We start from the raw sequence: 22,749 nt of genomic DNA on the forward strand, positions 1-22,749 counted from the left end.
GGCGCTGATGGTGCCGGGGGTTTTCTCTTCGAAGGGATTGAGCCTCTGGCCGGGGTTCCCGGCTGAGGGCGGGAAGATGAGTATTTGGAAAAAGCCAAAGGGCGCCGGAGGGCTTCAGCCGCGGCTGTCGGGCCAGGAGGCGCGGTCCTGATCGCGGGTGAGGGCGGGGTGGTAGCCCGCGCGCAGGACCTGCAGGAGGGGGAGGGGGGTGAGGACGGTGACCGGACCCTCCGGGCGCGGCAGAGCGGGAGCGTAGCCCCGGGCCGTCAGCGGCAGAAAGGCCGCGCCCTCAAGCCGGCCGGGAGCCTTTGTCGTGCGGATGAAGCTGTGGTCGGGAAGGCTGGCGCAGTCAGCGATATGCGTGGCAGGGCGGCGGTCCCGGTCGAGGCGGGCGCGGTGCAACGCCTTGTCGATCTCCGGGGCGCGCTGGGAGAGGCCGGTGGCCGTGACCCAGGCCCTTTGAAAATCGCGCCAGGCCTCCCGGCGGCAGAATGCGCAGGGGCGGTGTCCTGCGGCGAGGGCCAGGGCTTCATCGGCAAAGAAAAGCGGGGTATAATGGCGGGGGGCGGTCAACTGCAGCTTCGGGCGGTCGGCCCGCAGCTTCAGGGTGCAGCTGATCCAGGCCTTATGGCGCCAGCGGGCGGTGCTCGCCCGGCCCTGCGCATCATGCAGGATGCCACGGTTGCCGGTTAAAACCGGCCGGGGCCTTCAAAGGCGAAGCTGCCGTCCGGCGCGATGTGGTGGGGGAAGGGGCTTTCAGCCCTCAAGGTCGTCGGGCTCGGGTGCGGCCGCGCCAAGGGCGCGGATCGCCTTCCAGAAGGGGGTGCCGGCGGAGCCTTCGGGGCTGACGCCGGAGAGCAGGAAGGCAAAGCGCGGGCTGGCCTGTGCCGCAGCCTCAATCCGGGGCAGCAGGGCCGGGGCGGATCCGGCGTTGAGAAATTCATCGAGCGGGCCGGAGGCGATCAGTTCTGCCTCCTCGAACCGGGTGATCTGAGCCGTCATCTCAAGGAGCGTGGCCAGGGCCAGTTCCGGGTGATCGCTGACGAGGGTGCCATAGAGGGCGAAGGTCCAGGCCTCCGGATGGGGGCTCGCGCCCTCAGAGGCGAAGCTTTCGCTGAGGAAGGTGAGCAGCCTTGCGGCAAGGCGCCCGACGGGCAGATCGCCCGGCGGCAGCGCTTCGGGCGCGACCCCCAGAACGGTGGCAACCAGAGTTCTGGGGATCACACTGCTCATACCATCAGTTCCTTGGTGGCGGTGAGTTTTACGCCCGGATAGTCACGCACCACCCGGTCGATGTCCCATTGCAGGCGGGTCAGGAAGACCAGATCGCCGTCATTATCGGTGCCGATATGCTGCTTGTTGACGTTTACCAGTTTCTCGATCTCGGCCTCATCGCCGGAAATCCAGCGGGCCGAGCTGAAGGCTGAGCCTTCAAAGCGCACGGGGATGCCGTATTCCAGCTCGATGCGGCTTGCCAGCACCTCGAACTGCAGGGCCCCCACGACGCCGACGATAAAGCCCGAGCCGATCATCGGTTTGAAGACCTTGGCGGCGCCCTCTTCGGCGAATTGCATCAGCGCTTTCTCGAGATGTTTGGCCTTCATCGGGTCCGTTGCGCGGACCGATTGCAGCAGTTCCGGCGCAAAGCTCGGGATGCCGGTGAAGCGCAGGGTCTCGCCTTCGGTCAGCGCATCGCCGATGCGCAGCTGGCCGTGGTTGGGGATGCCGATGATATCGCCCGCGTAAGCTTCATCGGCGAGTTCGCGGTCAGCGGCCAGGAAGAGCACGGGGTTGGTGACGGCCATCGGCTTTTTTGAGCGCACGTGGAGCATCTTCATGCCGCGCTCAAAATGGCCCGAAGCGAGGCGGACGAAGGCCACGCGGTCGCGGTGTTTCGGATCCATATTGGCCTGGACCTTGAAGACAAAACCGGTGACCTTGGGCTCACCTGCATCCACCGGGCGTTCCGCTGCCTTTTGCGGCTGCGGCTCGGGGCCATAGGTGCCGATGCCGTCCATCAGTTCTTTCACGCCGAACGAGTTGATCGCCGAGCCGAACCAGATCGGGGTCATGGATCCGTTGAGGAAGCTGGCGCGATCAAAAGCGGGCAGCAGCTCGCGCGCCATCTCGATCTCTTCGCGCAGCTTGGCCAGCTGGTCGGCGGGGATATGCTCTTCGAGCTTCGGGTCGTCGAGGCCTTTGATCTGCACCGACTCGGCCACTTTGTTGCGGTCGGCCCGGTCCATGATCTCAAGGCGGTCGTTCAGCAGGTCATAGGCGCCGAGAAAATCTTTGCCCGAGCCGATCGGCCAGGAGGCGGGGGCCACGTCGATGGCCAGGTTTTCCTGGATCTCATCGATGATATCAAAGGTATCGCGGCTCTCGCGGTCCATCTTGTTACAGAAGGTCAGGATCGGCAGATCGCGCAGACGGCAGACCTCAAAGAGCTTGCGGGTCTGGCTTTCCACGCCCTTCGCGCCGTCGATCACCATGATCGCCGCATCCACTGCCGTCAGGGTGCGGTAGGTGTCTTCCGAGAAGTCGCTGTGGCCGGGAGTGTCGACCAGGTTGAAGCGGAACTCTTTATATTCAAAAGACATGGCCGAGGCCGAGACCGAGATCCCGCGGTCCTGTTCCATCTTCAGAAAGTCTGAGCGCGTGCGGCGGGCCTCGCCTTTGGCGCGGACCTGACCGGCCATCTGAATGGCGCCCCCGAACAGCAGGAACTTTTCAGTCAGCGTGGTTTTCCCGGCGTCGGGGTGCGCGATGATCGCGAAGGTCCGGCGGCGGGCGATTTCGGGCGGAAGTTTGGGGGCATTGTCCAGCATGGCGCGCGTTCTACCGCTTTCAAAGCGCCGCGTCTATGGGGTCGCCGGGGGCATTGCGCGGCAAAAGAGAGAGGCGAGGGCATGCCGCATGCTTTAAACCAACAGACCCGCTGCCCGGGAGGAGAGGCAGCGGGTCCGCCGGTGTCAGATCGCGCCGCAGAGGGGGATCAGCCGGGGGGCGACCGGCTGTGGCGACGATCCGCAATCCGACCGTGTCAGGGGGGCTGACGAACGGTCGAAGCTTCAGAACCTTACATTTCGCATTGCAACAACAGGGGCATGTTGTGCGGGGCGCGGCAGGAGGGACATGACCGAAAACAGCATGCCGAGGGTAAGCAGTGTCAGAAAGGTCATCAGTGGGGGCGTCCGTCCTGTCGGGTTCCGGACGATTAACCCCCCATCCGCCGAACGGCTCCGCTTCGCCGGAAAAAACCTGTGCGAATTTTTCAACTCAGGGCTAAATTATTGGCCGATTTTGGAAAAATTTCGCAAAATACCGCCGATTTCCGCGATTGCGCTCGGGAGATGGGGAAGGGGTGGCGGAAACCGCAGCAGCCGTGAAGGCTGGAATTTCCCGAGAGCCTGAGTGATCAGGTGGGCACCAGGTATCCGGACCAGGATCCGAACAGAGCCAGCACCCTCGGAAATGCTTATCGGCCACTGGAAAAGGGCCTCGCACGCGAAGAGCAGTAACCGCCGGGATCTGAGGTAAGCGCTTCCCCGCCTCTGTGCAAGGGGGGGCGGCGGGCCGGGGCTGCGGCATCCTGGGGGACTGGACAAATGTTTCCCTAATGTTCATATCTGGCGCGCAAAATGACGGAGGTCGAGATGCCTGAGGCGGAAGACAGTCAGGAACGTCCCGGGATCACGCTGGCCCGCGGGGTCTGCCGTCTGCTGCGCAGCCATGGTTTTGCGCCGCTGACGGAATATGTGCCGGTGCCCGGGTTGCGGGTCGATGTGATGGCGCTGGGCCCGAAAGGTGAGATCTGGGTGGTGGAGTGCAAATCCTGCCGCGCCGATTTTACGTCCGATCGCAAATGGGCGGGTTATCTGGATTGGTGTGATCGGTATTTCTGGGCCGTGGATGAGGCGTTTCCGCAGGATCTGCTGCCCGAAGACACCGGGCTCATCATGGCAGATGCCTGGGGCGGCGAGATTTTACGCATGCCGCCTGAGCACAGGCTGGCGGGCGCGCGGCGCAGTGCGGTGACCCGCGGCTTCGCCCGGGCGGCGGCTCTCTCGCTGCAGCGCCTGCGCGAGGGGTAGCCGGACCAGATCGGTCGCACTCCAGTGGCGGGCGGCCCTGAGGGTCCCGGACGGCGGCTTCGGGCAGGCCGTCATGCTGTCACAGGACGCCCGCCGGACAGTTCCGTGTCAGCTTCGGGGCAGGTGGTGCGCCCGCCCCGAGACCCGCCGCTGATCAGGCGCCGCTGATCCCGGCCTCGGCAAAGCTTGCCATGCCCGAATGGCAGGCAATAGCGCCCTGCAGCACACCGATGGCGAGTGCCGCGCCGGTCCCTTCGCCAAGGCGCAGGCCAAGCTGCAGAAGCGGCTCTTTGTTCAGAGCCTTCAGCAGTCGCGCGTGACCCGGCTCCTGCGAGACATGGCCCGCAACAGCATGATCGAGGGCGCCAGGCACCAGACGCTCCAGCACAGAGGCTGAGGCGGTGCAGATAAAACCGTCGAGGATCACCGGGATGGAGAGGCTGCGTGCCCTTGCGATGGCACCGGCCATGGCCGCCAGTTCGCGCCCGCCAAGGCAGCGCAGCACTTCGAGCGGGTCAGAGAGGGCGGCGGCATGCCGCTGAAGACCCTCACCAACCACTTCGGCTTTGCGCAACAGCCCCGCGTCGTCGACCCCGGTGCCCCGCCCGATCCAGGAGGCCGCATCCCCGCCGTAAAGGGCTGCGGCAATGGCCGCCGCCGGTGTGGTATTGCCGATGCCCATCTCGCCGGTGACGACCAGATCGGCGTGGGGATCCACGGCATTCCATCCGGTGCTCAGCGCCTCGGCCAGCTCGGCGGGGGTCATGGCAGCGTCGCTGGTGAAATCGCGGGTCGGCTCGTCAAGGCGCAGCGCATGCACCGACATCGAAGCGCCAAAACAGCGCGCGAGCTGATTGATCGCCGCGCCCCCGGCCTCAAAGTTCGCCACCATCTGCGCGGTCACCGCCGCCGGGAAGGCAGAGACGCCCCGCGCGGTCACGCCATGATTGCCCGCAAAGACAAGGATCTGCGGTGCACGCAGCTCGGGCCGCGCCTCGCCGCGCCAGGCCGCATACCAAAGCGCCAGATCTTCCAGACGGCCAAGCGCGCCCGGGGGCTTCGTCAGCTGGCCATTGCGGGCCTCGGCTGCCGCGCGTGCCTGGGCGTCGAGACGGGGCAAAGCGGTGAACGCGCGGGCAAACTCGGCAGGGGTCTGAAAAATCATGGTCTTGCTCGTCCTTTTCTTCTCATGGCACACCCGGGGTATGCCGGATCTGCCTGAGGCCGCTATGCCAGAGCCCCTTCCTGAACATCAAGCAAAACCCCGCTGGTTTGACCGCCGCGATTTCGGCGCGGGCTTTGGCCTGCTGAGCCGTCTGCCCTTTGGCGGCCCCGGTCGCGGCGGGCCGGAGGCTATGGCCCGCGCCTGCTGGACCTGGCCCCTGGTCGGCCTGGCGGTCACGCTGCCCGGGCTGGCGCTTGGCGTGCTGGCGCTGCAACTGGGGCTGCCTGCGGGCTGGGCGGCAGCGCTGGTGCTGATGGTTCAGGCGGCGCTCACCGGCGGGCTGCATGAAGACGGACTTGCTGATACCTTCGACGGCATGGAGGGCGGGCGCAGCCGCGAGCGCCGCCTTGAGATCATGCGCGACAGCCGGATCGGCTCTTTCGGGGCTCTGGCGCTGTTACTGGTCACTCTGGCGCGGTGGTCGGCGCTGGTGGTGCTTTTGCCGCTCGATCCCTGGTCGGTTCTTGCGGTGGCGGCTTTGTCGCGGGCGGCCATGGCGGTGCTGATGGCGGCTCTGCCACCGGCGCGGGCGGACGGGCTGTCACGCGGGGCGGGGCAGCCGGGGGGCGGCGATGCCCTGCGGTCCGGGCTGGTTGCCCTTGCGGTGGCGGTCGTCTTTGCCGGAAATCCGGCCGCTCTGATCCTGGTCACAGCGGCGGTGCTGCTGGCGCTGGCGCTGCGGGCCAGAGCGCGGCTGGGCGGACAGACCGGCGATATCCTGGGCGCGGCCCAGCAGCTGACAGAGGCGATCTGCCTCGGGGTCCTTGCCGCGGGCCTTGCAAAAGCCGACATCTGAGGCAGATTTCTCAGCAAGGGGCAGATCATGGCTGCGATCAATCTGGGTCTCGACGGGCTTTTCTGCGCGGCCTGCGTGGGCAGGGCCGAGCGCATTCTCACCCGGCTCCCGGGCGTCACCGGGGTGACGGTCAGTCTGGCCTCGGAAGAGGCGCGGGTTGAGACTGAGGGCGCGCTCGACCTTCAGGCCGCAGCCACGGCGTTGGGGCGCGCGGGCTATGGGCTGCGCGAGGTGACCACGCGGCTTACGGCTGAGGGGATGAGCTGTGCAAGCTGCGTGGCGCGGGTGGAAAAACTGGCGCTTGCAGAGCCGGGCGTCACCTCAGCGCGGGCCGATTTTTCCACCGGAGAGATCCGCCTGCGCCATATCGAGGTCTCGGGGCTGATCACCCGGCTGCAGGAGCGGCTGGCGAAAGCGGGCTATCCGGCGATGCTTGCGGAGGTCAGTGATCCGGCTCTGCGTCAGGCGGCCCATGAAGCAGATCTGAAAGGGCGCGCGCTGACGGCAGCCTTGCTGACCCTGCCGGTTTTCGTGACCGAGATGGGGGGGCACATGCTGCCCGCCTTTCATCACTGGCTGCATGGTCTGATTGATCCCTGGTGGCTCTGGCTGATGCAGGCGGTGCTGACGGCTGCGGTTCTGCTGGGGCCGGGGCGGATGTTTCTCAGCCGGGGACTTCCCGCGCTCGCGCGGCTGGCGCCGGATATGAACAGCCTTGTGGCTCTGGGGACCCTCTCGGCTTTCTTCTATTCTCTCGTCGTGCTGATCGCGCCGGATCTGCTGCCGGAAGCGGCACAGGTGGTCTATTTTGAGGCCGCCGCCGTCATTGTCACACTGATCCTGCTGGGCCGCTGGCTTGAGGCACGGGCGAGGGGGCGCACCGGGGGGGCAATCCGCGAACTGATGGCGCTTCAGCCCGATGAAGCGCTGATTGAGGGGCCGGAGGGCCCGGTCACCCGGCGCAGCGCGGATCTGCGTGCCGGAGATATCCTGCTGGTGCGCCCCGGAGAGCGGCTGGCCGCAGATGGCGTCATCCTGAGCGGGCGTTCGCATTTGGATGAGAGCATGCTGACCGGAGAGCCGCTGCCCGTTGCCCGCGAGGCGGGGGCAGAGGTGACCGGCGGGACCATCAACGGCAGCGGCGCTCTGCGGGTTGAGATCACCCGGGCGGGAGAGGCCTCCCGTCTGGCGCAGATCGTGGCCATGGTCGGGGAAGCCCAGGCCGGAAAGCTGCCGATCCAGGGGCTGGTGGACAGGGTGACGGGGATTTTTGTGCCGATCGTTATGGCCATCGCCGCCGTCACGGTTCTTGCCTGGCTTTTGCTGAGCGGCGATGTGGCAGAGGCGCTGGTCGCCGGGGTGTCGGTGCTGATCGTCGCCTGTCCCTGTGCCATGGGGCTGGCCACGCCGGTCTCGATCATGGTGGGGACCGGGCGGGCGGCGCGGCTGGGGGTGCTCTTCCGGCGCGGAGAGGCGCTGCAAAGGCTCTCCGCTGTGCGTGTGGTGGCTTTCGACAAGACCGGAACCCTGACGGAGGGACGGCCGGACCTTGTCGAACTGCTGCCCGCAGCCGGAGAAAATGCGGATGACCTCCTGGCCCTTGCGGCCTCCGCCGAGGCTTTGTCAGAGCATCACATCGCCAAAGCCATCCTGCGGGCTGCCCGGGCGCGTGGTCTCTCCGTCACGCCGGCGCAGGGCATGGAAACCATGGCCGGGCGGGGGATTCGCGCGACGGTCGACGGGCGTATCCTGCGGCTGGGGCATGAAGGCTTCCTGAGAGAGGAAGGGGTGAGCGGTGTTGAGGCGCTGATGGCGCTGCGGCCCGGGGCCCGCGCCTCGGGGCAGAGCCTGCTCCTGATGGCGGTCGATGACCGCGCGGTGGCTCTGCTGATCGTCGCAGATCCCGCCCGCCCGGGGGCGGCTGCGGCGGTGGCCGCGCTTCAGCGCGACGGGCTGAAGGTGCAGATGATTTCGGGCGACGCCCCCGCGACGGCCGAAGCCGTGGGGCGCAGTCTGGGCATCGAAGACGTCACGGGCGGGGCGCTTCCGCAGGATAAACTGGCGGCCATTGAAGGGGTGAAGGGCTGCGCCTTCGTGGGGGACGGCATCAACGACGCTCCGGTTCTTGCGGCCGCTGATGTCGGGATTGCCATGGGAAGCGGCACCGACGTGGCCATCGAGGCGGCGGATGTCGTACTGGTCGGAAATGATCCGCGCGCCGTTGTGACGGCGGTTGAAGTGTCGCGCGCAACGATGCGCAACATCAGGCAAAACCTGTTCTGGGCTTTTGCCTATAACACGGCCCTGATCCCGGTTGCTGCGGGCATCCTCTGGCCGCTCTGGGGCATTCGCATGTCTCCGGTGCTGGCCGCAGCGGCCATGGCTCTGTCATCGGTTTTCGTCATCACCAATGCGCTCAGGCTGCGTCGTGCGGGGCGGCCTGCAGCGCAGATCGGCGCATAGGGCGCGCAGTCGACCAGGCCAGACTTCAAGCCATCAGAATTCGAGCCAGGTGCCGAGGCGAAGCTCGCCCGTGCCTGCACTGTTGCGCCAGAGGCCTGCGGTGACGCGCAGATTGTCGCGCAGATGAACCACCGCAGTCGCCCCAAGCTTGCGGGTGGCGGGCGACAGCAGTGCGCGCTCATATTCTCCCTGAAAAAAGGCGGCAAAACGGGGGCGCAGCTGCAGGCCCAGGCTCCAGTCTGACAGGAGCTTCTCGGAGGTCTCGCTGTATTCATAAGCGGCCGCTGCCGTCGCCCAGCCCGACAAAGGCGCGCTGAATCCGATCCCTGCGCTCAGGGTGATCCGCGTGGAGCTGCCATAAAAGCCGTCCGGGCTGCGGGTCACTTCGCTGCGGGTTGAGAAGGCGGCGACGGCGCGATCCGCCAGAGCGCCGGGCAGGGGCAGGGCCTGATTGAAGATCAGTGCCCCCGTCACCGTCCCATCCGCATCCCGACGCAGATCCGCAGCGATCCACCGCGTCTTTCGCAGACCATATTCCGCCCAGAGCGAGACATCCGCCGCCCCCGCAGAGAGGGCGAAAAAGAGGCCGCCTTCCGCGCGCGGCCATGGTCCTGCCGCGCAGGGCGCGCCGCACAGGCACAGCAGCAGGGTCCAGACAGCAACACGCATTCCTTGCCTCCCGCCGCCAGCTTCGCGCGGAAGTGTTAGAAAAGTGTTAGGAAAGCGTTAAGGTTACCAGGCCGGCACGCGTCTCAGCGCGTCCGGCCTGTGATGCGCAGAAGTGGCAGGGCGGTGGCGAGAAGAATGGTCACAATTCCCGCAACTTCCAGGGCGCCGGGACGGTTGTCAAAAAACAAAAGATCAAAACCCGCAGCCCAGATCAGCGCCGTGAACTCAAAAGCCGCCAGCGCCGAGACCGGGGCGCGGGCCGTGGCTTCCGTCATGGCGATGTGACCAAGCCCCCCGCAAAGACCCGCTAGCAGCATCAGGGGGAAAAGCTCTGAGGTCAGCTCCCCCGCCCAGGTCCAGGGCGGCGACAGGATCAGTCCCAGGCCCGCCGCGGCCAGCGTGAAGGTGAAGGCAATGGCGCCCGCGCTTTCCGTCACGGTCATGTGTTTGATCTGAATACGGTTAAAGGCGATGCAGACCGCGAAGGCCAGGCCACAGAGCACCCCGGTCACCTGACCTTCACGCGGCGCTTCAATGGCATGGGCAAGCACCATCATCGCCCCCGCAAAGCCAAGAAGCACGCTCAGAAGGACACCGCGGGTGATCTTTTCGCGCAGGATCAGCGCCGCCAGCGGCAGCGAGAGAACCGGTCCCAGAAAGCCCAGGCTTTGCGCCGTGGCAACCGGCAGCCAGGCCAGCGACATGAAATTCAGGCTCATGGCGGTCGCGCCCACAAGGCCGCGCACAATATGTTTGCCGGGGTGGCGGGTGCGCAGAGTCCCGAGTTCGCGCCGCAGCGCCAGATAGATCAGGATCGGCACCATCGAGACCACTGCCCGCCAGAACATCAGCTGCCCCGTGGGCACATGGCTTTTGCCAAGCTGGTGGATGACCGCCGACAGCGAGGTCAGCAAAAAGATAGCCACAAGGCGCAGAACAACACCGGCGAGCATTCAGGGTCTTTCAATCACTTCATGAAAAAGCCGGTCCCGCAACGACGGGACCGGCAATCAGAAAAAAGGCGGGCCCGAAGGCCCGCCTTTGAAACTCAGCCGCGCAGGATGGATTTGCCTGCGTATTCGGCGACGTCGCCCAGCATTTCCTCAATACGGATCAGCTGGTTGTACTTCGCAAGCCGGTCCGAACGGGCCAGCGAGCCGGTTTTGATCTGACCGCAGTTGGTGGCGACGGCGAGGTCCGCAATGGTCGAATCCTCGGTCTCGCCCGAACGGTGCGACATCACTGAGGTGTAGCCCGCGCGATCCGCCATGCGGACGGCGTCGAGGGTCTCGGTAAGGGTGCCGATCTGGTTCACTTTCACCAGCAGCGAGTTGCCGCAGCCGCGCTCAATGCCTTCGGCCAGACGGGCGGGGTTGGTGACGAAGAGATCGTCGCCCACCAGCTGCACGCGGTCACCGAGCGTGTCGGTCAGCAGCTGCCAGCCGGCCCAGTCGTCTTCTGCACAGCCGTCTTCGATCGAGAGGATCGGGTAGTCGGCGCAGAGTTTCGCCAGGAAGTCGACGTTTTGTTCCGGCGTGAAATCAAGGCCTTCGCCGACCATCTTATAGCGGCCGTCGCGGAAGTATTCGGTCGAGGCGCAGTCGAGGGCAAGCATGATGTCCTCGCCCGGTTTGTAACCGGCGATCTCGATCGAACGCAAAATGAAATCAAGCGCTTCGCGGGCGGACTTAAGGTTCGGTGCGAAGCCGCCCTCATCACCCACACCGGTGTTATGGCCGGCAGCTTTCAGTTCTTTTTTCAGAACGTGGAAGACTTCGGCACCGGTGCGGATCGCGTCTTTGATATTGCCGGCAGAGACCGGCATGATCATGAATTCCTGGATGTCGATCGGGTTGTCGGCATGCTCGCCGCCGTTGATGATGTTCATCATCGGAACGGGCAGCAGGCGCGCGCCGGTGCCGCCGACATAGCGATAAAGCGGCTGGCCGGTGGCCTGAGCGGCAGCTTTGGCAACAGCCAGCGACACGCCGAGGATGGCGTTGGCGCCAAGGCGCGATTTGTTCGGGGTGCCATCCAGCTCGATCAGGGTGCGGTCGATGCCGATCTGCTCGGTCGCGTCAAAGCCGGTCAGGGTCTCGGCGATCTCGCCGTTGACGGCGGCCACAGCTTCCAGAACGCCTTTGCCGAGGTAGCGGGATTTGTCGCCGTCGCGACGCTCAACCGCCTCATGGGCACCGGTCGAGGCGCCCGAGGGAACCGCCGCACGGCCTTCAGCGCCGCTTTCCAGCAGCACGTCGACTTCGATGGTCGGGTTGCCGCGGGAATCGAGGATCTCGCGGGCGTGAATGTCGATGATCGTGGTCATGGGAGGATCCCTTTGGGTAATCTCGCGCGCTTCCTAGCGGTTATGCGGCGCGTTTGGAAGCGTGGTAGCGCTCACGCAGGAAGGTATAAACGCCCGATCCCACCACCATGGCCGAACCGATGATCATATAAAGGTCCGGCGTTTCGCCAAAAAGCAGCGCGCCAAGGCCCAGTGCAAAGATCAGGCGGGTATAGCGGAAGGGCATGATGGCGGAAATCTCGCCGATGCGGCTGGCCGCGATCAGCAGGAGATAGCCGATCAGCCCGCAGGAGGCGATCACCACGATCAGCGCCAGATCGCGCGGGGCAGGCAGATCAAACCCATGGGCGCCAAAGGGCAGCAGAAGCGCGCCTGCGACCATATAGCTGAACATCCCCCAGACCGCGAGCGAGGTGGAATTGATCCGCGCCGGAATGCGCCGCGTCGCCAGATCGCGGGCGGCCAGGGCAAAGACCGAAAGCATCGAGGCCCCGGCCGCGAAGGCGTCAAAGCCCTCCCCGGTGGGGCGCAGGATCACCAGCACGCCCACAAAGCCCACGGCCACAGCCGTCCAGCGCCGCCAGCCGACCTTCTCACCTAAAAAGACCGCGGCCCCCATGGTGATCGCCAGGGGCAGGGTCTGAAAAAGCGCCGAGGCCATCTGCAGCGACAGCATGACGAGCGCGGTCACAAAGCCGATCGCGCCGAGCATCTCACACAGATTGCGGATCAAAACTGCAGGATGGAAGAAATCGCGCGAAAAGAGCGGCGCTCCTTTGCGTAGGGCGACGGTCAGCATGACGCAGGTCGAGAAGCCCCCCACCAGCAGGATCAGCACCCCGACCGAGACGGAATCCGAGAGCAGCTTCATCAGGGCGTCTTCCGCCGCAAAACCGGCCATCGCAAGAGTCATCAGCAGGCCGCCGCGAAGATTGTCGTTCTGAAGTCCGGGGCTGTTCATAGGCTCACCTGCACACTGTTTCCGCCGCTCCGATGCGCCGCGATGCCGCCAAGGTCAAGGCGGGAAACAGCGGCAAAGCCTCTGGTATCCCCGCAACTGCTGCGCTATCTCGGGCATAGCAACAATGCGGGACGCAGACATGGCCATCGAATTCGAGACCCCTGGGCCGGTAGAGCGCGACTGGAGCGAGGCAATCTCTCCGATCGAAGCGATTATCGAAGATGCGCGTAACGGGCGTATGTTCATTCTGGTCGATCACGAGGACCGCGAAAACGAGGGTGATCTCGTCATTCCGGCGCAGATGTGCACGCCCGAGGCTGTGAACTTCATGGCGACCCATGGTCGCGGTCTGATCTGTCTGGCGATGCCGGCAGCCCGCGTCGATGCGCTTGGCCTGCCGCTGATGAGCCCGAAGAACTCGTCGCGCCATGAGACTGCTTTCACGCTGTCGATTGAGGCTCGCGAAGGCGTCACCACCGGGATCTCGGCGCATGATCGTGCGCGCACCATTGCGGTGGCGATCGACCCGACCCGGGGGGCTGCCGATATCGCGACCCCCGGTCACGTCTTCCCTCTGCGCGCCCGCGACGGCGGTGTTCTGGTCCGTGCAGGCCATACCGAAGCGGCCGTGGATATCAGCCGTCTCGCCGGTCTGAATGCCTCGGGCGTGATCTGCGAGATCATGAATGATGACGGCTCGATGGCGCGTCTGCCCGATCTGGTGGCTTTTGCGCAAAAGCACGGGCTGAAGGTTGGCACGATTTCGGATCTGATCTCTTATCGTCGCCGTCACGACAACCTCGTGAAGGAGAAAGCCGTGCGCCCGGTCACCTCCAGCTTTGGCGGCGACTGGATGATGCGCGTCTTCACCGATGAGACCCAGGGCGCAGAACATATTGTTCTGAGCAAAGGCAATCTGATCAGTGAGGACCCGGTTCTGGTCCGCATCCACCAGCTTGACCCGCTGACCGATGTGCTGGGCCTCTCGCCCGAGCGCACCGGTGAGATGGGGGCTGCGATGAAGCTGATCGCGGCTGAGGGCCGTGGCGCTGTGGTTCTGCTGCGCGATACCGCAATGAAGCTTGCTCAGGAGGGCGAGGTTTCGCCCCATACGCTGCGCCAGTATGGCGTCGGCGCACAAATCCTGTCCGCGCTTGGTCTGACGCAGATCGAGCTTGTTACCAATTCGGCGCGTCCGAAAGTGGTGGGTCTTGAGGCTTATGGCCTGACCATCACCGGCACGCGCCCGATCCCCAAGGAGTAATCATGGCCGGGATTTCCCACTACACCCTGCCGGCACCGGTTTTTGACAAACCCGTTAAGCTGCTGATCGTGGTGTCGCCGTATTATAAAGAGATTGCCGACTTTCAGGTCGCCGGGGCCCGCGCGGCCGCGGAAGCCTGCGGGGCGGAGGTCGATCTGATCGAAGTGCCCGGCGCGCTGGAAATCCCGACCGCGATTGCGATGGCGGAAAAGCTGTCGAACTACGATGGCTATGTCGCACTCGGCTGCGTTGTGCGCGGCGAGACCACGCATTACGACACCGTCTGCAACGACAGCTCGCGCGGCCTCACGCTGCTCGGGCTGCAGGGCGCGCTGATCGGCAATGGCATTCTGACCGTTGAGAATTACGAGCAGGCCCTGGTGCGTGCCCGTCCCGACGATCAGAACAAAGGCGGCGGGGCGGCCATGGCGGCTCTGCATCTGATTGCGCTCGCACGCAAATGGACCGGCACCCCGCGTGGCGTGGGCTTTCGCACCGATGAGGGGTTCCGCGCATGAGCACTGAGACCGGCAAGCCCGAAGGCAACAAAGAAGAGCGCCGCAAGGCCGCTCAGGCAGCTAAGCGTCAGCAGAAGTCGACCTCGCGCCTCTATGCGGTGCAGGCACTTTACCAGATGGAAGTCAGCGGTCAGACCGTTGAGCGTGTGGTCGCTGAGTTTGAGCAGTTCCGCTTTGGCATGACGCTGGATGACGCTGAATTCGCGGACGGCGATGCGACGCATTTCCGCGCTCTGGTGGATGGTGCCGTGAACTATCAGGCCAAGATCGACCAGATGACCGACCGCGCCCTTGCGGCCGCCTGGCCGATCGACCGGATCGACCCGGTGCTGCGTGGTCTCTTCCGCGCCGCGGGCGCTGAGCTTCTGATGCCCGGCACGCCGCCGAAAGTGGTGATCACCGAGTTCGTGGACGTGGCCAAAGCCTTCTTTGCCGATGGCAAAGAGCCGAAGTTCGTCAATGCCGTGCTGGATCACATGGCGCGCGAAGCCCGTCCCGAGGTTTTCCAGGCATAAGCGGCGGAGATCGGCAGATGATCTTTTCGGTCACTCTGATCCTGCTCTTTCAGCTTGCAGGGGTTGTGCTTGTGCAACTCCTGCATCTGCCCGTTCCGGGTCCGGTTGCGGGCATGGCGCTTCTGCTGATCGCCATGCTGACGGCCCCTGCGCTTTATGAAAAAGTGCGCCCTGCAGGACAGGGCATTCTGCAGCATCTCTCTTTGCTTTTCGTTCCTGCCGGCGTGGGCGTTGTCGGCCATATCGGCACGCTGGGTGACCAGGGCTGGGGCATTGCGGTGGCACTCATCGGCTCCACCGTGCTGGCGCTGCTGGCCGGGGTCTTTGCTTTTCTGGCACTGGCAAAGCTGACGGGGAGCACCGATGACTGATTTTGCAGAGATCTGGGGCTACCTGGGGCGCGACCCGCTGTTGTGGCTGACGCTGACGCTCGGGGCTTATGTGCTGGGCGATGCGGCTTCCCGGGCTTCGGGGCGCAATCCGCTGGTCAATCCGGTGCTGATTGCCATGGTGATCCTTGGCACGACGCTCTGGGCCACCTCGACGCCCTATCCGGTTTATTTTGAGGGGGCGCAGTTTGTGCACTTCATGCTGGGCCCGGCCACGGTTTCGCTTGCGGTGCCGCTTTATGGCCAGGTCCACCGGATCCGCAAAGCGGCTCTGCCGCTGATCGGGGCGCTGCTGGCGGGGATCGTTACCTCGGTGCTGACGGTAGTATGGATTGGCGAAGCCATGGGGCTGGAGCGGCAGGTGCTGCTCTCGCTGGTGCCGAAATCGGCGACCGCACCGGTGGCCCTTGGCGTTTCTGAAAGCCTTGGCGGCTCGCCCACGCTGACGGCGGTGCTGGTGATCCTGACCGGGATCTGCGGGGCGGTGGTGGTGACGCCGCTGATGAATGCGATTGGCATCCGTGACTGGCGGGCGCGGGGCTTCTCAGTGGGTGTTGCGGCCCATGGCATCGGCGCGGCCCGCGCCCTGCAGGTCAATGACACTGCCGGGGCTTTTGCCGCCGCGGGCATGGGGCTTTCTGCCATTGCCACGGCTTTTCTGGCCCCCATCCTTGCCGGATGGCTTTTGTGACAGCTTCGGCGGGAATTGGCCTGCGGTATTCCGGACCTGACGTGACCTCTGGCGCAGCGCAAAATTCCGATTACCTTTCAGGTACCTGTTGAGGAGAATCACCATGCCGAAGCTTGTCCGGATGTATCTGATCAATGTGGCCACGGGCTTCGGCATTGCCGCGATGTTCCTTGCCGCCATGCTTTGGACTGATGTGGCAGGGCTTGGTCGTCTGGTGACGCAAAGCCCGCAGGGCTGGATCGCGGGGCTGATGATCTTCATGGGGTCCGGGACGCTTTTTGCAGGTGTGCAGTTTGCGATCCGCATCATGGCGATGGCAGAGGATGAGCCGCGCGGTCCGCGTGGTGGTCTGCGCCAGCAGCTGGTGCCGATCCCGGTGCGTCGTGATGAGCAGCGCCGCCCCGTTGCGCGCCGTCCGCTCTGAAATTTTCTGAAATTCTCTCAAAAGCCGCGGCAGAGATGTCGCGGCTTTTGCCATTCTGCCCGGTGACAGAATTGCGGTCCTGGGTGCGGGCAGGGGGATGAGACCCGCACGATGCCCGGGTGCGAAGAAGGCCGCGACATCTCTGCCGCGGCCAGCTGTGTCACCTGATGCCTGGTCTCAGAAGCTGAAGGCAACTTTCATGCCGACACCCAGGGCCTTGCCACCGGTGAAATTCGCCCGTGCGGCGCCTCCGGTCTGCGGCGATGCATTGCCAAGCCGGGTGTAGTTGATGCCGGTGGTGATCTTCATCGCATCGCGGGTATAGACGGCAGCGAGGGTTGCGCCCATGCGACCCGCACTCGGCGCGAGCGGCGAGACGAGGCGGTTTCCAGCCTTTTCATAGCTGACCGAGAACGACCCTGCCCAGGTCTCAGAGAACTTCCGCCCGACGCCGAGGGTCCAGGTGGTGCTGTCTTCCAGGTTGACCAGACCGCCGCCCGAAGCGCGGACGAAGTTTTGCGGATCGAGACGGAATTCGCTCCACTTCACCCAGCGGACCGAGCCGAAGAGCAGGGTATCTTCGGCCACGCCGGTCTGAAACTCCAGATTCAGCGAGCGGGGGGTTTTAACCGTAGTGCTCGCCGTGGTCAGGGTTGCAGCCCCGGGGAAGGTCTCGCGGGGGTCGTATTTGTGGCTGATCTCAGAGTTATAGGTCAGCGCGACCCGTGCGGCGATATCCGGGCGCTCCCAGGCGGCGCCGACGACATAGCCCAGTCCCGTGTCGCGATCGAGATCAACGTTATAGCCGCTCAGGCCCCCATAGGCCAGGCCGCCAAGGCTGACCGAGGCGCTGGACTGCTGCAGGCGCAGACCGCCGTGGACGGAGAAGCCATTGCCGAGCTTATAGCGCATCAGCGCCGTCAGCGCGCGGGCATCGGCTTTCGCCGAAGTTCCGCCCAGCAGAAGCGAGTCGGTCGCCGGATAGGTTACATCCGCACCGAAGGGCTGATCGAGGATAACCGCCCAGGACAGCTGATCGTTCAGATCGGCCTTATAAGCAAAGCCAAAGCTCAGGAAATCCTTCGCAACGCTGCCTGTGGCGCGACCGGCAAGGTCGATACCCGACAGCGAGGGGCTGACCTCGCCCAGCGAGAGTTCTGCCACGCGGCCCTGTTCAAAGAGGATCGCGGTGCTTTGCGCCGTGCGCTCGATTCCGCCGGCGGTGGCACCGCCTGCGGTCAGTGCAGATGCGGCGGCGATAACACAAAATTTTGCTTTCATGGTTTCTCTCCCCGGAATGGCGAACACTCCCCTGTTCGCCACAGACAAGCTTCCCGCGCAGCGGCGCGATCGCAAAGGGTATCCAAACGTCAACCGGGCGGCTGACGTCACGGCAGTCTCAGGATTTTTTATGCGAAATCCGAATGCCGTAAAGTTCCAGCCGGTGCCCCTTCAGACGGAAACCCAGTCTGGCGGCTATCTGTTCCTGCAGGGCCTCAATTTCGGGGTCGACAAATTCGATCACCTCCCCGGTGGTCAGGTCGATCAGATGGTCATGATGCTCGCGGGCGCTGTCTTCATAGCGGGCGCGGCCATCGCCGAACTCCAGCCGCTCGAGGATGCCGGTTTCTTCAAAAAGCTTCACCGTCCGGTAGACCGTCGCCAGCGAGATCCGGGCATCGAGTGCCATGGCGCGGCGATGCAGCTCTTCGACATCCGGGTGGTCTTCCGCCGCCTCCAGGACCTGCGCGATCAGACGACGCGCTCCGGTCATACGCATGCCGCTCGCCTCGCAGCGGGCGATAAGATTTTTTGCCATGATGCGGCCCCCGGATCAGAACGGTTATCTGCCCATAGCGCAGGCAGCGCTGCACGAAAACCCGTCAACTGCAAAGACCTTGCCTCGCTGCGACAATCCGGCATTCGGGTGCTTGACCTTTGCGCAGGGCGCAGACAGCCTGAGCGCGAACCGAACACCCGCCGGAGAGCTTTGATGCCCCTTACTGCCCGTGAACTTCTTGACCGCCTTGTGGCCTTCCCGACCGTCAGCCGCGACAGCAACCTGCCGCTGATTGACTGGGTGCAGGACTATCTGGCCGGAGAGGGGATCTCTGCCACCCGTCTGATGTCGCCCTGCGGCACCAAAGCGCATCTCTATGCTTCGGTCGGTCCGGAGGTTGAGGGCGGTGTCATGCTCTCAGGTCACACCGATGTCGTGCCGGTGGATGGTCAGGCCTGGACCACCGACCCCTGGACGGTGACGGAGAAGGACGGCAGGCTCTATGGTCGCGGCTGCTGCGATATGAAGGGCTTTGATGCTCTTGCGCTGGCGGCGCTCGTGAAGGGCAAATCGCTGCCGCTCAAACGCCCGATTCAGATCGCGCTCTCCTATGACGAAGAGGTGGGCTGTATCGCTGCCGCTGATCTTGCCCGTGAGGCCTCGGTCAATCTGCCGAAAGCCGCCGCCGTCGTGGTGGGAGAGCCTTCGATGATGAAGGTGGTCACCGCGCATAAAGGCGGCCTTGGCATCAATGTGCATGTTCACGGCTTTGAGGTGCACTCCTCGCTGCAGCCCTATGGCGTCTCGGCCATTCATGAGGCGGCGAAGCTCATTCAGTGGTGCACGGAGCAGAATGATCTCAATGCTGCAAAGCCCGTAAACCCGCTGGCGGAGGGTTTTGATCCCCATTTCACCACGCTCCATGTCGGTATGATTGAAGGCGGCACCGCCCATAACATCACCGCCAAAGACTGCATCTTCAAAATCGGCGTCCGCGCCGTGCCGGGGGAGGATCAGAATGAATGGCGCGACAAAGTCTATGCCGAGGCCGAGCGCATCTCGGAAGGCATGCGCAAAATCCACCCCGAGGCTTACATCGAATGCAGCACCCAGTTCCTGGTCCCGGCCCTCGCGCCGGAAGTGAACGGCGCGGCTGAAGAGCTGACCCGTCGTCTGACCGGGGATAACGCGAAAAACGTCGTGAGCTACGGCACCGAAGGCGGGCAGTTCCAGGTGGCGGGCGGCTATTCGACCGTGGTCTGCGGCCCTGGCGACATTGCCCAGGCGCATCAGCCCGATGAGTGGATCTCGCTTGAGCAGTTCGCTGCCGGAGAGGCCTTCATGGACCGTCTGCTTGCGGAGTTGCAGAAGTGACAGTCTTTCCCTTTACCGAAGGGGCAGCTCTGCGGTTTCGGGACGAATTTCCCTCCGCCTGCGATCTGGTGATCGTGGGCGGCGGTGTGATCGGCGTCAGCACCGCCATCTTTGCCGCCCGCAAGGGGCTGAAGGTGGTGATCTGCGAGAAAGGCGTGGTTGCGGGCGAGCAGTCGTCGCGCAACTGGGGCTGGATCCGCCAGCAGGGCCGCGATCTGGGCGAACTGCCCATCGTCATGGAGGCCAACCGTCACTGGCGCGCCTTTGACCAGGAGATCGGCGGTGACCGTCTGGGCTTTCGCATCACCGGCATTCTGAAAGCGGCGCGGACCGAAGCGGCGATGGCCCGCTATGAACGCTGGCTCGCACAGGCAAAGCTTTTCGGTGTCGACAGCCGTATGGTCTCGAAATCAGAGATGCAAAGCCTGACCCCGGGCGCGGCCGTGGATTACGCAGGCGGTCTGATCACGCCCTCTGACGGGCGGGCAGAGCCTTGGGTCGCGGTGCCGGTGCTGGCGGAACTCGCACGCTCTCTGGGTGTGGTGATCCGGGAGCATTGCGCCGTGCGTGCGCTTGATTTCAGTGCAGGCGCTGTCAGCGGTGTTGAGACAGAGGCCGGTCGGATTGCCACCTCGCAGGTTCTGGTGGCGGCTGGGGCCTGGTCGCGGCTCTTCCTTGGTCAGCATCGGGTGAAATTTCCGCAGCTCTCCGTTCTGTCCTCGGTCGCAGCCACCACGCCGGTCCCTTCGCTTTTCCCGGGGGGGTATTCGGACGGGGACTATGCCTTTCGCACCCGCGCGGATGGCGGGCTGACGCTGGCGCCGGGGTCTGAGCATGATTTCTTCATCGGCCCCAATGCCTTTGCGAGCTTCTTTCCCTATCTGCAGACGCTGAAGCAGGATTTCAAATCCACCCATTTCGGGCTCTTTGCGCCGAAGGGCTTTCCCGATGCCTGGTCGACAAACCGCCGCTGGACCGGGGAAAGCCCTTTTGAGCGGATGCGCATCCTGAACCCGCGCCCCAATCTGCGCACGCTTGAGCGGGCGAAAGAGGCACTGATCCGCGCCTTTCCGGCGGCGCGGGCTCTGCAGTTCCGCACCACCTGGGCAGGGATGATCGACACCATGCCCGATGTGGTGCCAATAGTGGATCATGTGCCGGGGATCGGCGGGGTGATGCTGGCCACCGGCATGGCGGGGCATGGCTTCGGCATTGGCCCGGGCTTTGGCCGCATTCTGGCGGATATGGCCACGGGCGGAGCGGCGGGGCATGATATGTCGCGCTTCCGCTTTGGCCGCTTCAGTGACGGCTCGAAGATCGATATGGGCGCCGCCCTCTGAGGCGGTTCCCAAAGCCCTCCGGACCTGCTAGTGCGGCCCCCGAGAGAACGGCGGGCCGCAACGCCCCCTGAGACCGGAGACCGGACGATGACAGCCCTCAGACTGCGCAACACCCTGACCCGTAAAGTTGAGGATTTCATCCCCCTCGACCCGAGCAATGTGCGCATCTATCTCTGCGGGCCGACCGTTTATGACCGCGCCCATATCGGCAATGCGCGCAATGTCATCGTCTTCGACGTGCTTTATCGCCTGCTGCGCCAGATCTATGGCGAGGGGCATGTGAACTATGCGCGCAATTTCACCGACGTGGATGACAAGATCAACGCGCGCTCGCTGGAAAGCGGTCGTCCGATCTCTGAGATCACGGCGGAAACCACGCAGTGGTATCTCGATGACATGGGCGCGCTGGGCAACCTTGAGCCCGATCACATGCCCCGCGCCACCGCCTATATCGGTGAGATGATCGCCATGATTGAGGCTCTGATTTCGCGCGGCCATGCCTATGAGGCAGAGGGCCATGTGCTCTTTGATGTGCGCAGCTTTGCCGGTTACGGCAAACTCTCGGGCCGCTCGGTCGATGATATGATCGCCGGGGCCCGGGTCGAAGTGGCGCCCTATAAGCGCGATCCGATGGATTTCGTGCTCTGGAAACCCTCTGAGCCGGAACTGCCCGGCTGGGACAGCCCCTGGGGCCGGGGGCGTCCGGGCTGGCATATCGAATGCTCCGCCATGAGCCATGCGCTTTTTGGCGAAAGCTTTGACATCCACGGCGGCGGCATCGATCTGCAGTTCCCCCACCACGAGAATGAGGTGGCACAAAGCTGCTGCGCTCATCCCGAGGGCAGCTTCGCGCGCTATTGGCTGCACAATGAGATGCTGATGGTCGAGGGGAAGAAGATGTCCAAGTCATTGGGCAATTTCTTCACCGTGCGCGATCTTCTCGATCAGGGCTTTGCCGGTGAGGTGATCCGCTTCGTCTATCTGATGACCCATTACACCCGCCCGATGGACTGGACCGACACCAAAGCGCGTGAGGCCGAAGGCGTGCTGCGCAAATGGCGCGGGCTGACCGCCGGGGTTGAGGCGACCGAGCCAGCCGCCGAGGTGATCGCGGCGCTCTCGGACGATCTCAACACCGCAGGCGCGATTGCGGCGCTGCACGGGTTGGCCAACAGCGGCGATTATGCGGCGCTGAAGGCTTCGGCCCGTCTGCTGGGGCTGTTGGAGGACCACATGGGCGACTGGCTGAAGGGCGGGGCGGATCTTTCCGCCTATGCCGATCGCCTGGCGGCCCTGCGGGCAGAGGCTATGGCCAGCAAAGATTTCAGCGCCGTCGACGCGCTGAAATCAGCGCTCCTGGAAGCCGGTGCCGAAGTGCGCATGTCGAAAGCCGGTGTTGAGGTGCAACCGGGCCAGGGGTTTGATGAAAGCCGGCTGCCGGCTCTCTGAAACGTCTTTCGTGAGATCGTCGGCCCATATTGGCTCGACGATCCTAGGAAGATATTAACTCTTCATGACAATGGCCACCTGATGTGTTCGCATCAGGTGGCCCAATTGCCCCTCCTCGAAATCAACGACGAGCTTCTTCGGGACCTTGAGGCTCTGGCCTTCCGCACGCGGTCAGCCTCTCCAGTTGAGGTCATCGCGAAGCTGGTTAAGGCACGAATGCAGTCGCGGTAGGCAGCACCTTGCCTGACTGGCCTGCGTGTGGCCGGGCCAAATCAACCTGTGTTGCCGGTCGCGCTCCCTGAGGCGCTTCCGGAAGCCAGAAGTGCTGCGGAGCTTACCTGGAGCAAGCCATATCGGGTCTGTGTGAACGGGATTTCAGACAAAGTGTCAGATGGTCAGATGTACCTTGGCTTCTCATCGCTGAGTTTTGCGCGCGGGGCTATCGCGGAAGCGACCTCGCTGCAGTCTTCCTCAGGCGCGCGAAGGCTGGTC

22 protein-coding genes are annotated in these 22,749 nt (G+C 64.4%); 12 read left to right on the forward strand and 10 right to left on the reverse strand.

The window, feature by feature from the left end:
* Positions 1–114: 114 nt before the first annotated feature.
* The 3 genes from EP867_RS10070 to EP867_RS10080 form a co-directional block, all read right to left on the reverse strand.
* Positions 115–573 (reverse strand): hypothetical protein, encoded by a 459-nt coding sequence (locus tag EP867_RS10070; RefSeq protein ID WP_128488755.1) that lies wholly within the window; start codon positions 571–573, stop codon positions 115–117.
* 183 nt (positions 574–756) lie between these two features.
* Complete coding sequence (locus tag EP867_RS10075; protein WP_128488757.1) at positions 757–1,233, reverse strand: DUF6869 domain-containing protein; 477 nt, start codon at positions 1,231–1,233, stop codon at positions 757–759.
* Positions 1,230–2,828 carry a peptide chain release factor 3 gene (locus EP867_RS10080; protein WP_128488759.1) on the reverse strand — a complete coding sequence of 533 codons (1,599 nt, stop codon included), beginning with the start codon at positions 2,826–2,828 and terminating at the stop codon, positions 1,230–1,232. The genes EP867_RS10075 and EP867_RS10080 overlap by 4 nt, the downstream gene beginning before the upstream one ends.
* An 813-nt stretch (positions 2,829–3,641) precedes the next feature.
* Between EP867_RS10080 and EP867_RS10085 the strand changes: the two genes are divergently transcribed.
* Positions 3,642–4,094 (forward strand): MmcB family DNA repair protein, encoded by a 453-nt coding sequence (locus EP867_RS10085; protein WP_128488762.1) that lies wholly within the window; start codon positions 3,642–3,644, stop codon positions 4,092–4,094.
* A gap of 154 nt (positions 4,095–4,248) precedes the next feature.
* Here the strand turns inward: EP867_RS10085 and cobT are convergent, their stop codons facing one another.
* Positions 4,249–5,259: a nicotinate-nucleotide--dimethylbenzimidazole phosphoribosyltransferase gene (cobT, locus tag EP867_RS10090; protein WP_128488764.1), complete on the reverse strand. Its 1,011-nt coding sequence runs from the start codon at positions 5,257–5,259 to the stop codon at positions 4,249–4,251.
* 64 nt (positions 5,260–5,323) lie between these two features.
* Between cobT and cobS the strand changes: the two genes are divergently transcribed.
* Complete coding sequence (gene cobS, locus EP867_RS10095; RefSeq protein ID WP_128488766.1) at positions 5,324–6,115, forward strand: adenosylcobinamide-GDP ribazoletransferase; 792 nt, start codon at positions 5,324–5,326, stop codon at positions 6,113–6,115.
* Between the two features lie 27 nt (positions 6,116–6,142).
* Positions 6,143–8,578 carry a heavy metal translocating P-type ATPase gene (locus EP867_RS10100; protein WP_128488768.1) on the forward strand — a complete coding sequence of 812 codons (2,436 nt, stop codon included), beginning with the start codon at positions 6,143–6,145 and terminating at the stop codon, positions 8,576–8,578.
* A gap of 33 nt (positions 8,579–8,611) precedes the next feature.
* Here the strand turns inward: EP867_RS10100 and EP867_RS10105 are convergent, their stop codons facing one another.
* The 4 genes from EP867_RS10105 to EP867_RS10120 all read right to left on the reverse strand — a co-directional run bounded on the left by EP867_RS10105 (position 8,612) and on the right by EP867_RS10120 (position 12,513).
* Positions 8,612–9,247, reverse strand: a complete 636-nt coding sequence (locus EP867_RS10105) for a hypothetical protein (protein WP_128488770.1) — start codon at positions 9,245–9,247, stop codon at positions 8,612–8,614.
* Positions 9,248–9,330: 83 nt separating this feature from the next.
* Positions 9,331–10,200: a DMT family transporter gene (locus EP867_RS10110; protein ID WP_128488772.1), complete on the reverse strand. Its 870-nt coding sequence runs from the start codon at positions 10,198–10,200 to the stop codon at positions 9,331–9,333.
* 95 nt (positions 10,201–10,295) lie between these two features.
* Positions 10,296–11,573, reverse strand: a complete 1,278-nt coding sequence (gene eno / locus EP867_RS10115) for a phosphopyruvate hydratase (protein WP_128488774.1) — start codon at positions 11,571–11,573, stop codon at positions 10,296–10,298.
* A gap of 40 nt (positions 11,574–11,613) precedes the next feature.
* Entirely contained in the window at positions 11,614–12,513 is a 900-nt protein-coding gene (locus EP867_RS10120; RefSeq protein ID WP_128488776.1) for a DMT family transporter, read from the reverse strand.
* 139 nt (positions 12,514–12,652) lie between these two features.
* Here EP867_RS10120 and ribB point away from each other — a divergent pair, with 139 nt between their 5' ends.
* The 6 genes from ribB to EP867_RS10150 all read left to right on the forward strand — a co-directional run bounded on the left by ribB (position 12,653) and on the right by EP867_RS10150 (position 16,314).
* Positions 12,653–13,777, forward strand: a complete 1,125-nt coding sequence (ribB, locus tag EP867_RS10125) for a 3,4-dihydroxy-2-butanone-4-phosphate synthase (protein WP_128488779.1) — start codon at positions 12,653–12,655, stop codon at positions 13,775–13,777.
* Between the two features lie 2 nt (positions 13,778–13,779).
* Positions 13,780–14,295 carry a 6,7-dimethyl-8-ribityllumazine synthase gene (locus EP867_RS10130; RefSeq protein ID WP_128488781.1) on the forward strand — a complete coding sequence of 172 codons (516 nt, stop codon included), beginning with the start codon at positions 13,780–13,782 and terminating at the stop codon, positions 14,293–14,295.
* Positions 14,292–14,810, forward strand: a complete 519-nt coding sequence (gene nusB / locus EP867_RS10135; protein WP_128488783.1) for a transcription antitermination factor NusB — start codon at positions 14,292–14,294, stop codon at positions 14,808–14,810. The genes EP867_RS10130 and nusB overlap by 4 nt, the downstream gene beginning before the upstream one ends.
* 17 nt (positions 14,811–14,827) lie before the next feature.
* The gene (locus tag EP867_RS10140) at positions 14,828–15,181 is read left to right on the forward strand and encodes a CidA/LrgA family protein (protein ID WP_128488785.1); all 354 of its coding nucleotides are present in this window, start codon (positions 14,828–14,830) and stop codon (positions 15,179–15,181) included.
* Complete coding sequence (locus EP867_RS10145) at positions 15,174–15,890, forward strand: LrgB family protein (protein ID WP_128488787.1); 717 nt, start codon at positions 15,174–15,176, stop codon at positions 15,888–15,890. The genes EP867_RS10140 and EP867_RS10145 overlap by 8 nt, the downstream gene beginning before the upstream one ends.
* A gap of 103 nt (positions 15,891–15,993) precedes the next feature.
* Positions 15,994–16,314, forward strand: a complete 321-nt coding sequence (locus tag EP867_RS10150; RefSeq protein ID WP_128488789.1) for a hypothetical protein — start codon at positions 15,994–15,996, stop codon at positions 16,312–16,314.
* 177 nt (positions 16,315–16,491) lie between these two features.
* On the opposite strand, the gene EP867_RS10155 is transcribed toward EP867_RS10150, so the two are convergent.
* Both EP867_RS10155 and EP867_RS10160 read right to left on the reverse strand, forming a co-directional pair.
* Positions 16,492–17,595, reverse strand: coding sequence for an OmpP1/FadL family transporter (locus tag EP867_RS10155; protein ID WP_128488791.1), 1,104 nt, complete (start codon positions 17,593–17,595; stop codon positions 16,492–16,494).
* A 118-nt stretch (positions 17,596–17,713) separates the two neighbouring features.
* Positions 17,714–18,133 (reverse strand): Fur family transcriptional regulator, encoded by a 420-nt coding sequence (locus EP867_RS10160; protein ID WP_128488793.1) that lies wholly within the window; start codon positions 18,131–18,133, stop codon positions 17,714–17,716.
* Between the two features lie 174 nt (positions 18,134–18,307).
* Between EP867_RS10160 and argE the strand changes: the two genes are divergently transcribed.
* From argE to cysS, 3 genes are all read left to right on the forward strand, one after another.
* Positions 18,308–19,468: an acetylornithine deacetylase gene (gene argE / locus EP867_RS10165; protein WP_128488795.1), complete on the forward strand. Its 1,161-nt coding sequence runs from the start codon at positions 18,308–18,310 to the stop codon at positions 19,466–19,468.
* Positions 19,465–20,808: an NAD(P)/FAD-dependent oxidoreductase gene (locus EP867_RS10170; protein ID WP_128488797.1), complete on the forward strand. Its 1,344-nt coding sequence runs from the start codon at positions 19,465–19,467 to the stop codon at positions 20,806–20,808. The genes argE and EP867_RS10170 overlap by 4 nt, the downstream gene beginning before the upstream one ends.
* Before the next feature lie 87 nt (positions 20,809–20,895).
* On the forward strand, positions 20,896–22,257 hold the full coding sequence (gene cysS, locus EP867_RS10175) for a cysteine--tRNA ligase (RefSeq protein ID WP_128488799.1): 1,362 nt from the start codon (positions 20,896–20,898) through the stop codon (positions 22,255–22,257).
* Positions 22,258–22,749 lie beyond the last annotated feature (492 nt).

The organism is Falsigemmobacter intermedius (genome assembly GCF_004054105.1).
Classification (GTDB): domain Bacteria; phylum Pseudomonadota; class Alphaproteobacteria; order Rhodobacterales; family Rhodobacteraceae; genus Wagnerdoeblera; species Wagnerdoeblera intermedia.

Coding starts and splice junctions, on each gene's coding strand:
- EP867_RS10075 (WP_128488757.1), bottom strand. CDS start 1,233: ATGAGCAGTGTGATCCCCAGAACTCTGGTTGCCACCGTTCTGGGGGTC.
- EP867_RS10080 (WP_128488759.1), bottom strand. CDS start 2,828: ATGCTGGACAATGCCCCCAAACTTCCGCCCGAAATCGCCCGCCGCCGG.
- EP867_RS10085 (WP_128488762.1), top strand. CDS start 3,642: ATGACGGAGGTCGAGATGCCTGAGGCGGAAGACAGTCAGGAACGTCCC.
- cobT (WP_128488764.1), bottom strand. CDS start 5,259: ATGATTTTTCAGACCCCTGCCGAGTTTGCCCGCGCGTTCACCGCTTTG.
- cobS (WP_128488766.1), top strand. CDS start 5,324: ATGCCAGAGCCCCTTCCTGAACATCAAGCAAAACCCCGCTGGTTTGAC.
- EP867_RS10100 (WP_128488768.1), top strand. CDS start 6,143: ATGGCTGCGATCAATCTGGGTCTCGACGGGCTTTTCTGCGCGGCCTGC.
- EP867_RS10105 (WP_128488770.1), bottom strand. CDS start 9,247: ATGCGTGTTGCTGTCTGGACCCTGCTGCTGTGCCTGTGCGGCGCGCCC.
- EP867_RS10110 (WP_128488772.1), bottom strand. CDS start 10,200: ATGCTCGCCGGTGTTGTTCTGCGCCTTGTGGCTATCTTTTTGCTGACC.
- eno (WP_128488774.1), bottom strand. CDS start 11,573: ATGACCACGATCATCGACATTCACGCCCGCGAGATCCTCGATTCCCGC.
- EP867_RS10120 (WP_128488776.1), bottom strand. CDS start 12,513: ATGAACAGCCCCGGACTTCAGAACGACAATCTTCGCGGCGGCCTGCTG.
- ribB (WP_128488779.1), top strand. CDS start 12,653: ATGGCCATCGAATTCGAGACCCCTGGGCCGGTAGAGCGCGACTGGAGC.
- EP867_RS10130 (WP_128488781.1), top strand. CDS start 13,780: ATGGCCGGGATTTCCCACTACACCCTGCCGGCACCGGTTTTTGACAAA.
- nusB (WP_128488783.1), top strand. CDS start 14,292: ATGAGCACTGAGACCGGCAAGCCCGAAGGCAACAAAGAAGAGCGCCGC.
- EP867_RS10140 (WP_128488785.1), top strand. CDS start 14,828: ATGATCTTTTCGGTCACTCTGATCCTGCTCTTTCAGCTTGCAGGGGTT.
- EP867_RS10145 (WP_128488787.1), top strand. CDS start 15,174: ATGACTGATTTTGCAGAGATCTGGGGCTACCTGGGGCGCGACCCGCTG.
- EP867_RS10150 (WP_128488789.1), top strand. CDS start 15,994: ATGCCGAAGCTTGTCCGGATGTATCTGATCAATGTGGCCACGGGCTTC.
- EP867_RS10155 (WP_128488791.1), bottom strand. CDS start 17,595: ATGAAAGCAAAATTTTGTGTTATCGCCGCCGCATCTGCACTGACCGCA.
- EP867_RS10160 (WP_128488793.1), bottom strand. CDS start 18,133: ATGGCAAAAAATCTTATCGCCCGCTGCGAGGCGAGCGGCATGCGTATG.
- argE (WP_128488795.1), top strand. CDS start 18,308: ATGCCCCTTACTGCCCGTGAACTTCTTGACCGCCTTGTGGCCTTCCCG.
- cysS (WP_128488799.1), top strand. CDS start 20,896: ATGACAGCCCTCAGACTGCGCAACACCCTGACCCGTAAAGTTGAGGAT.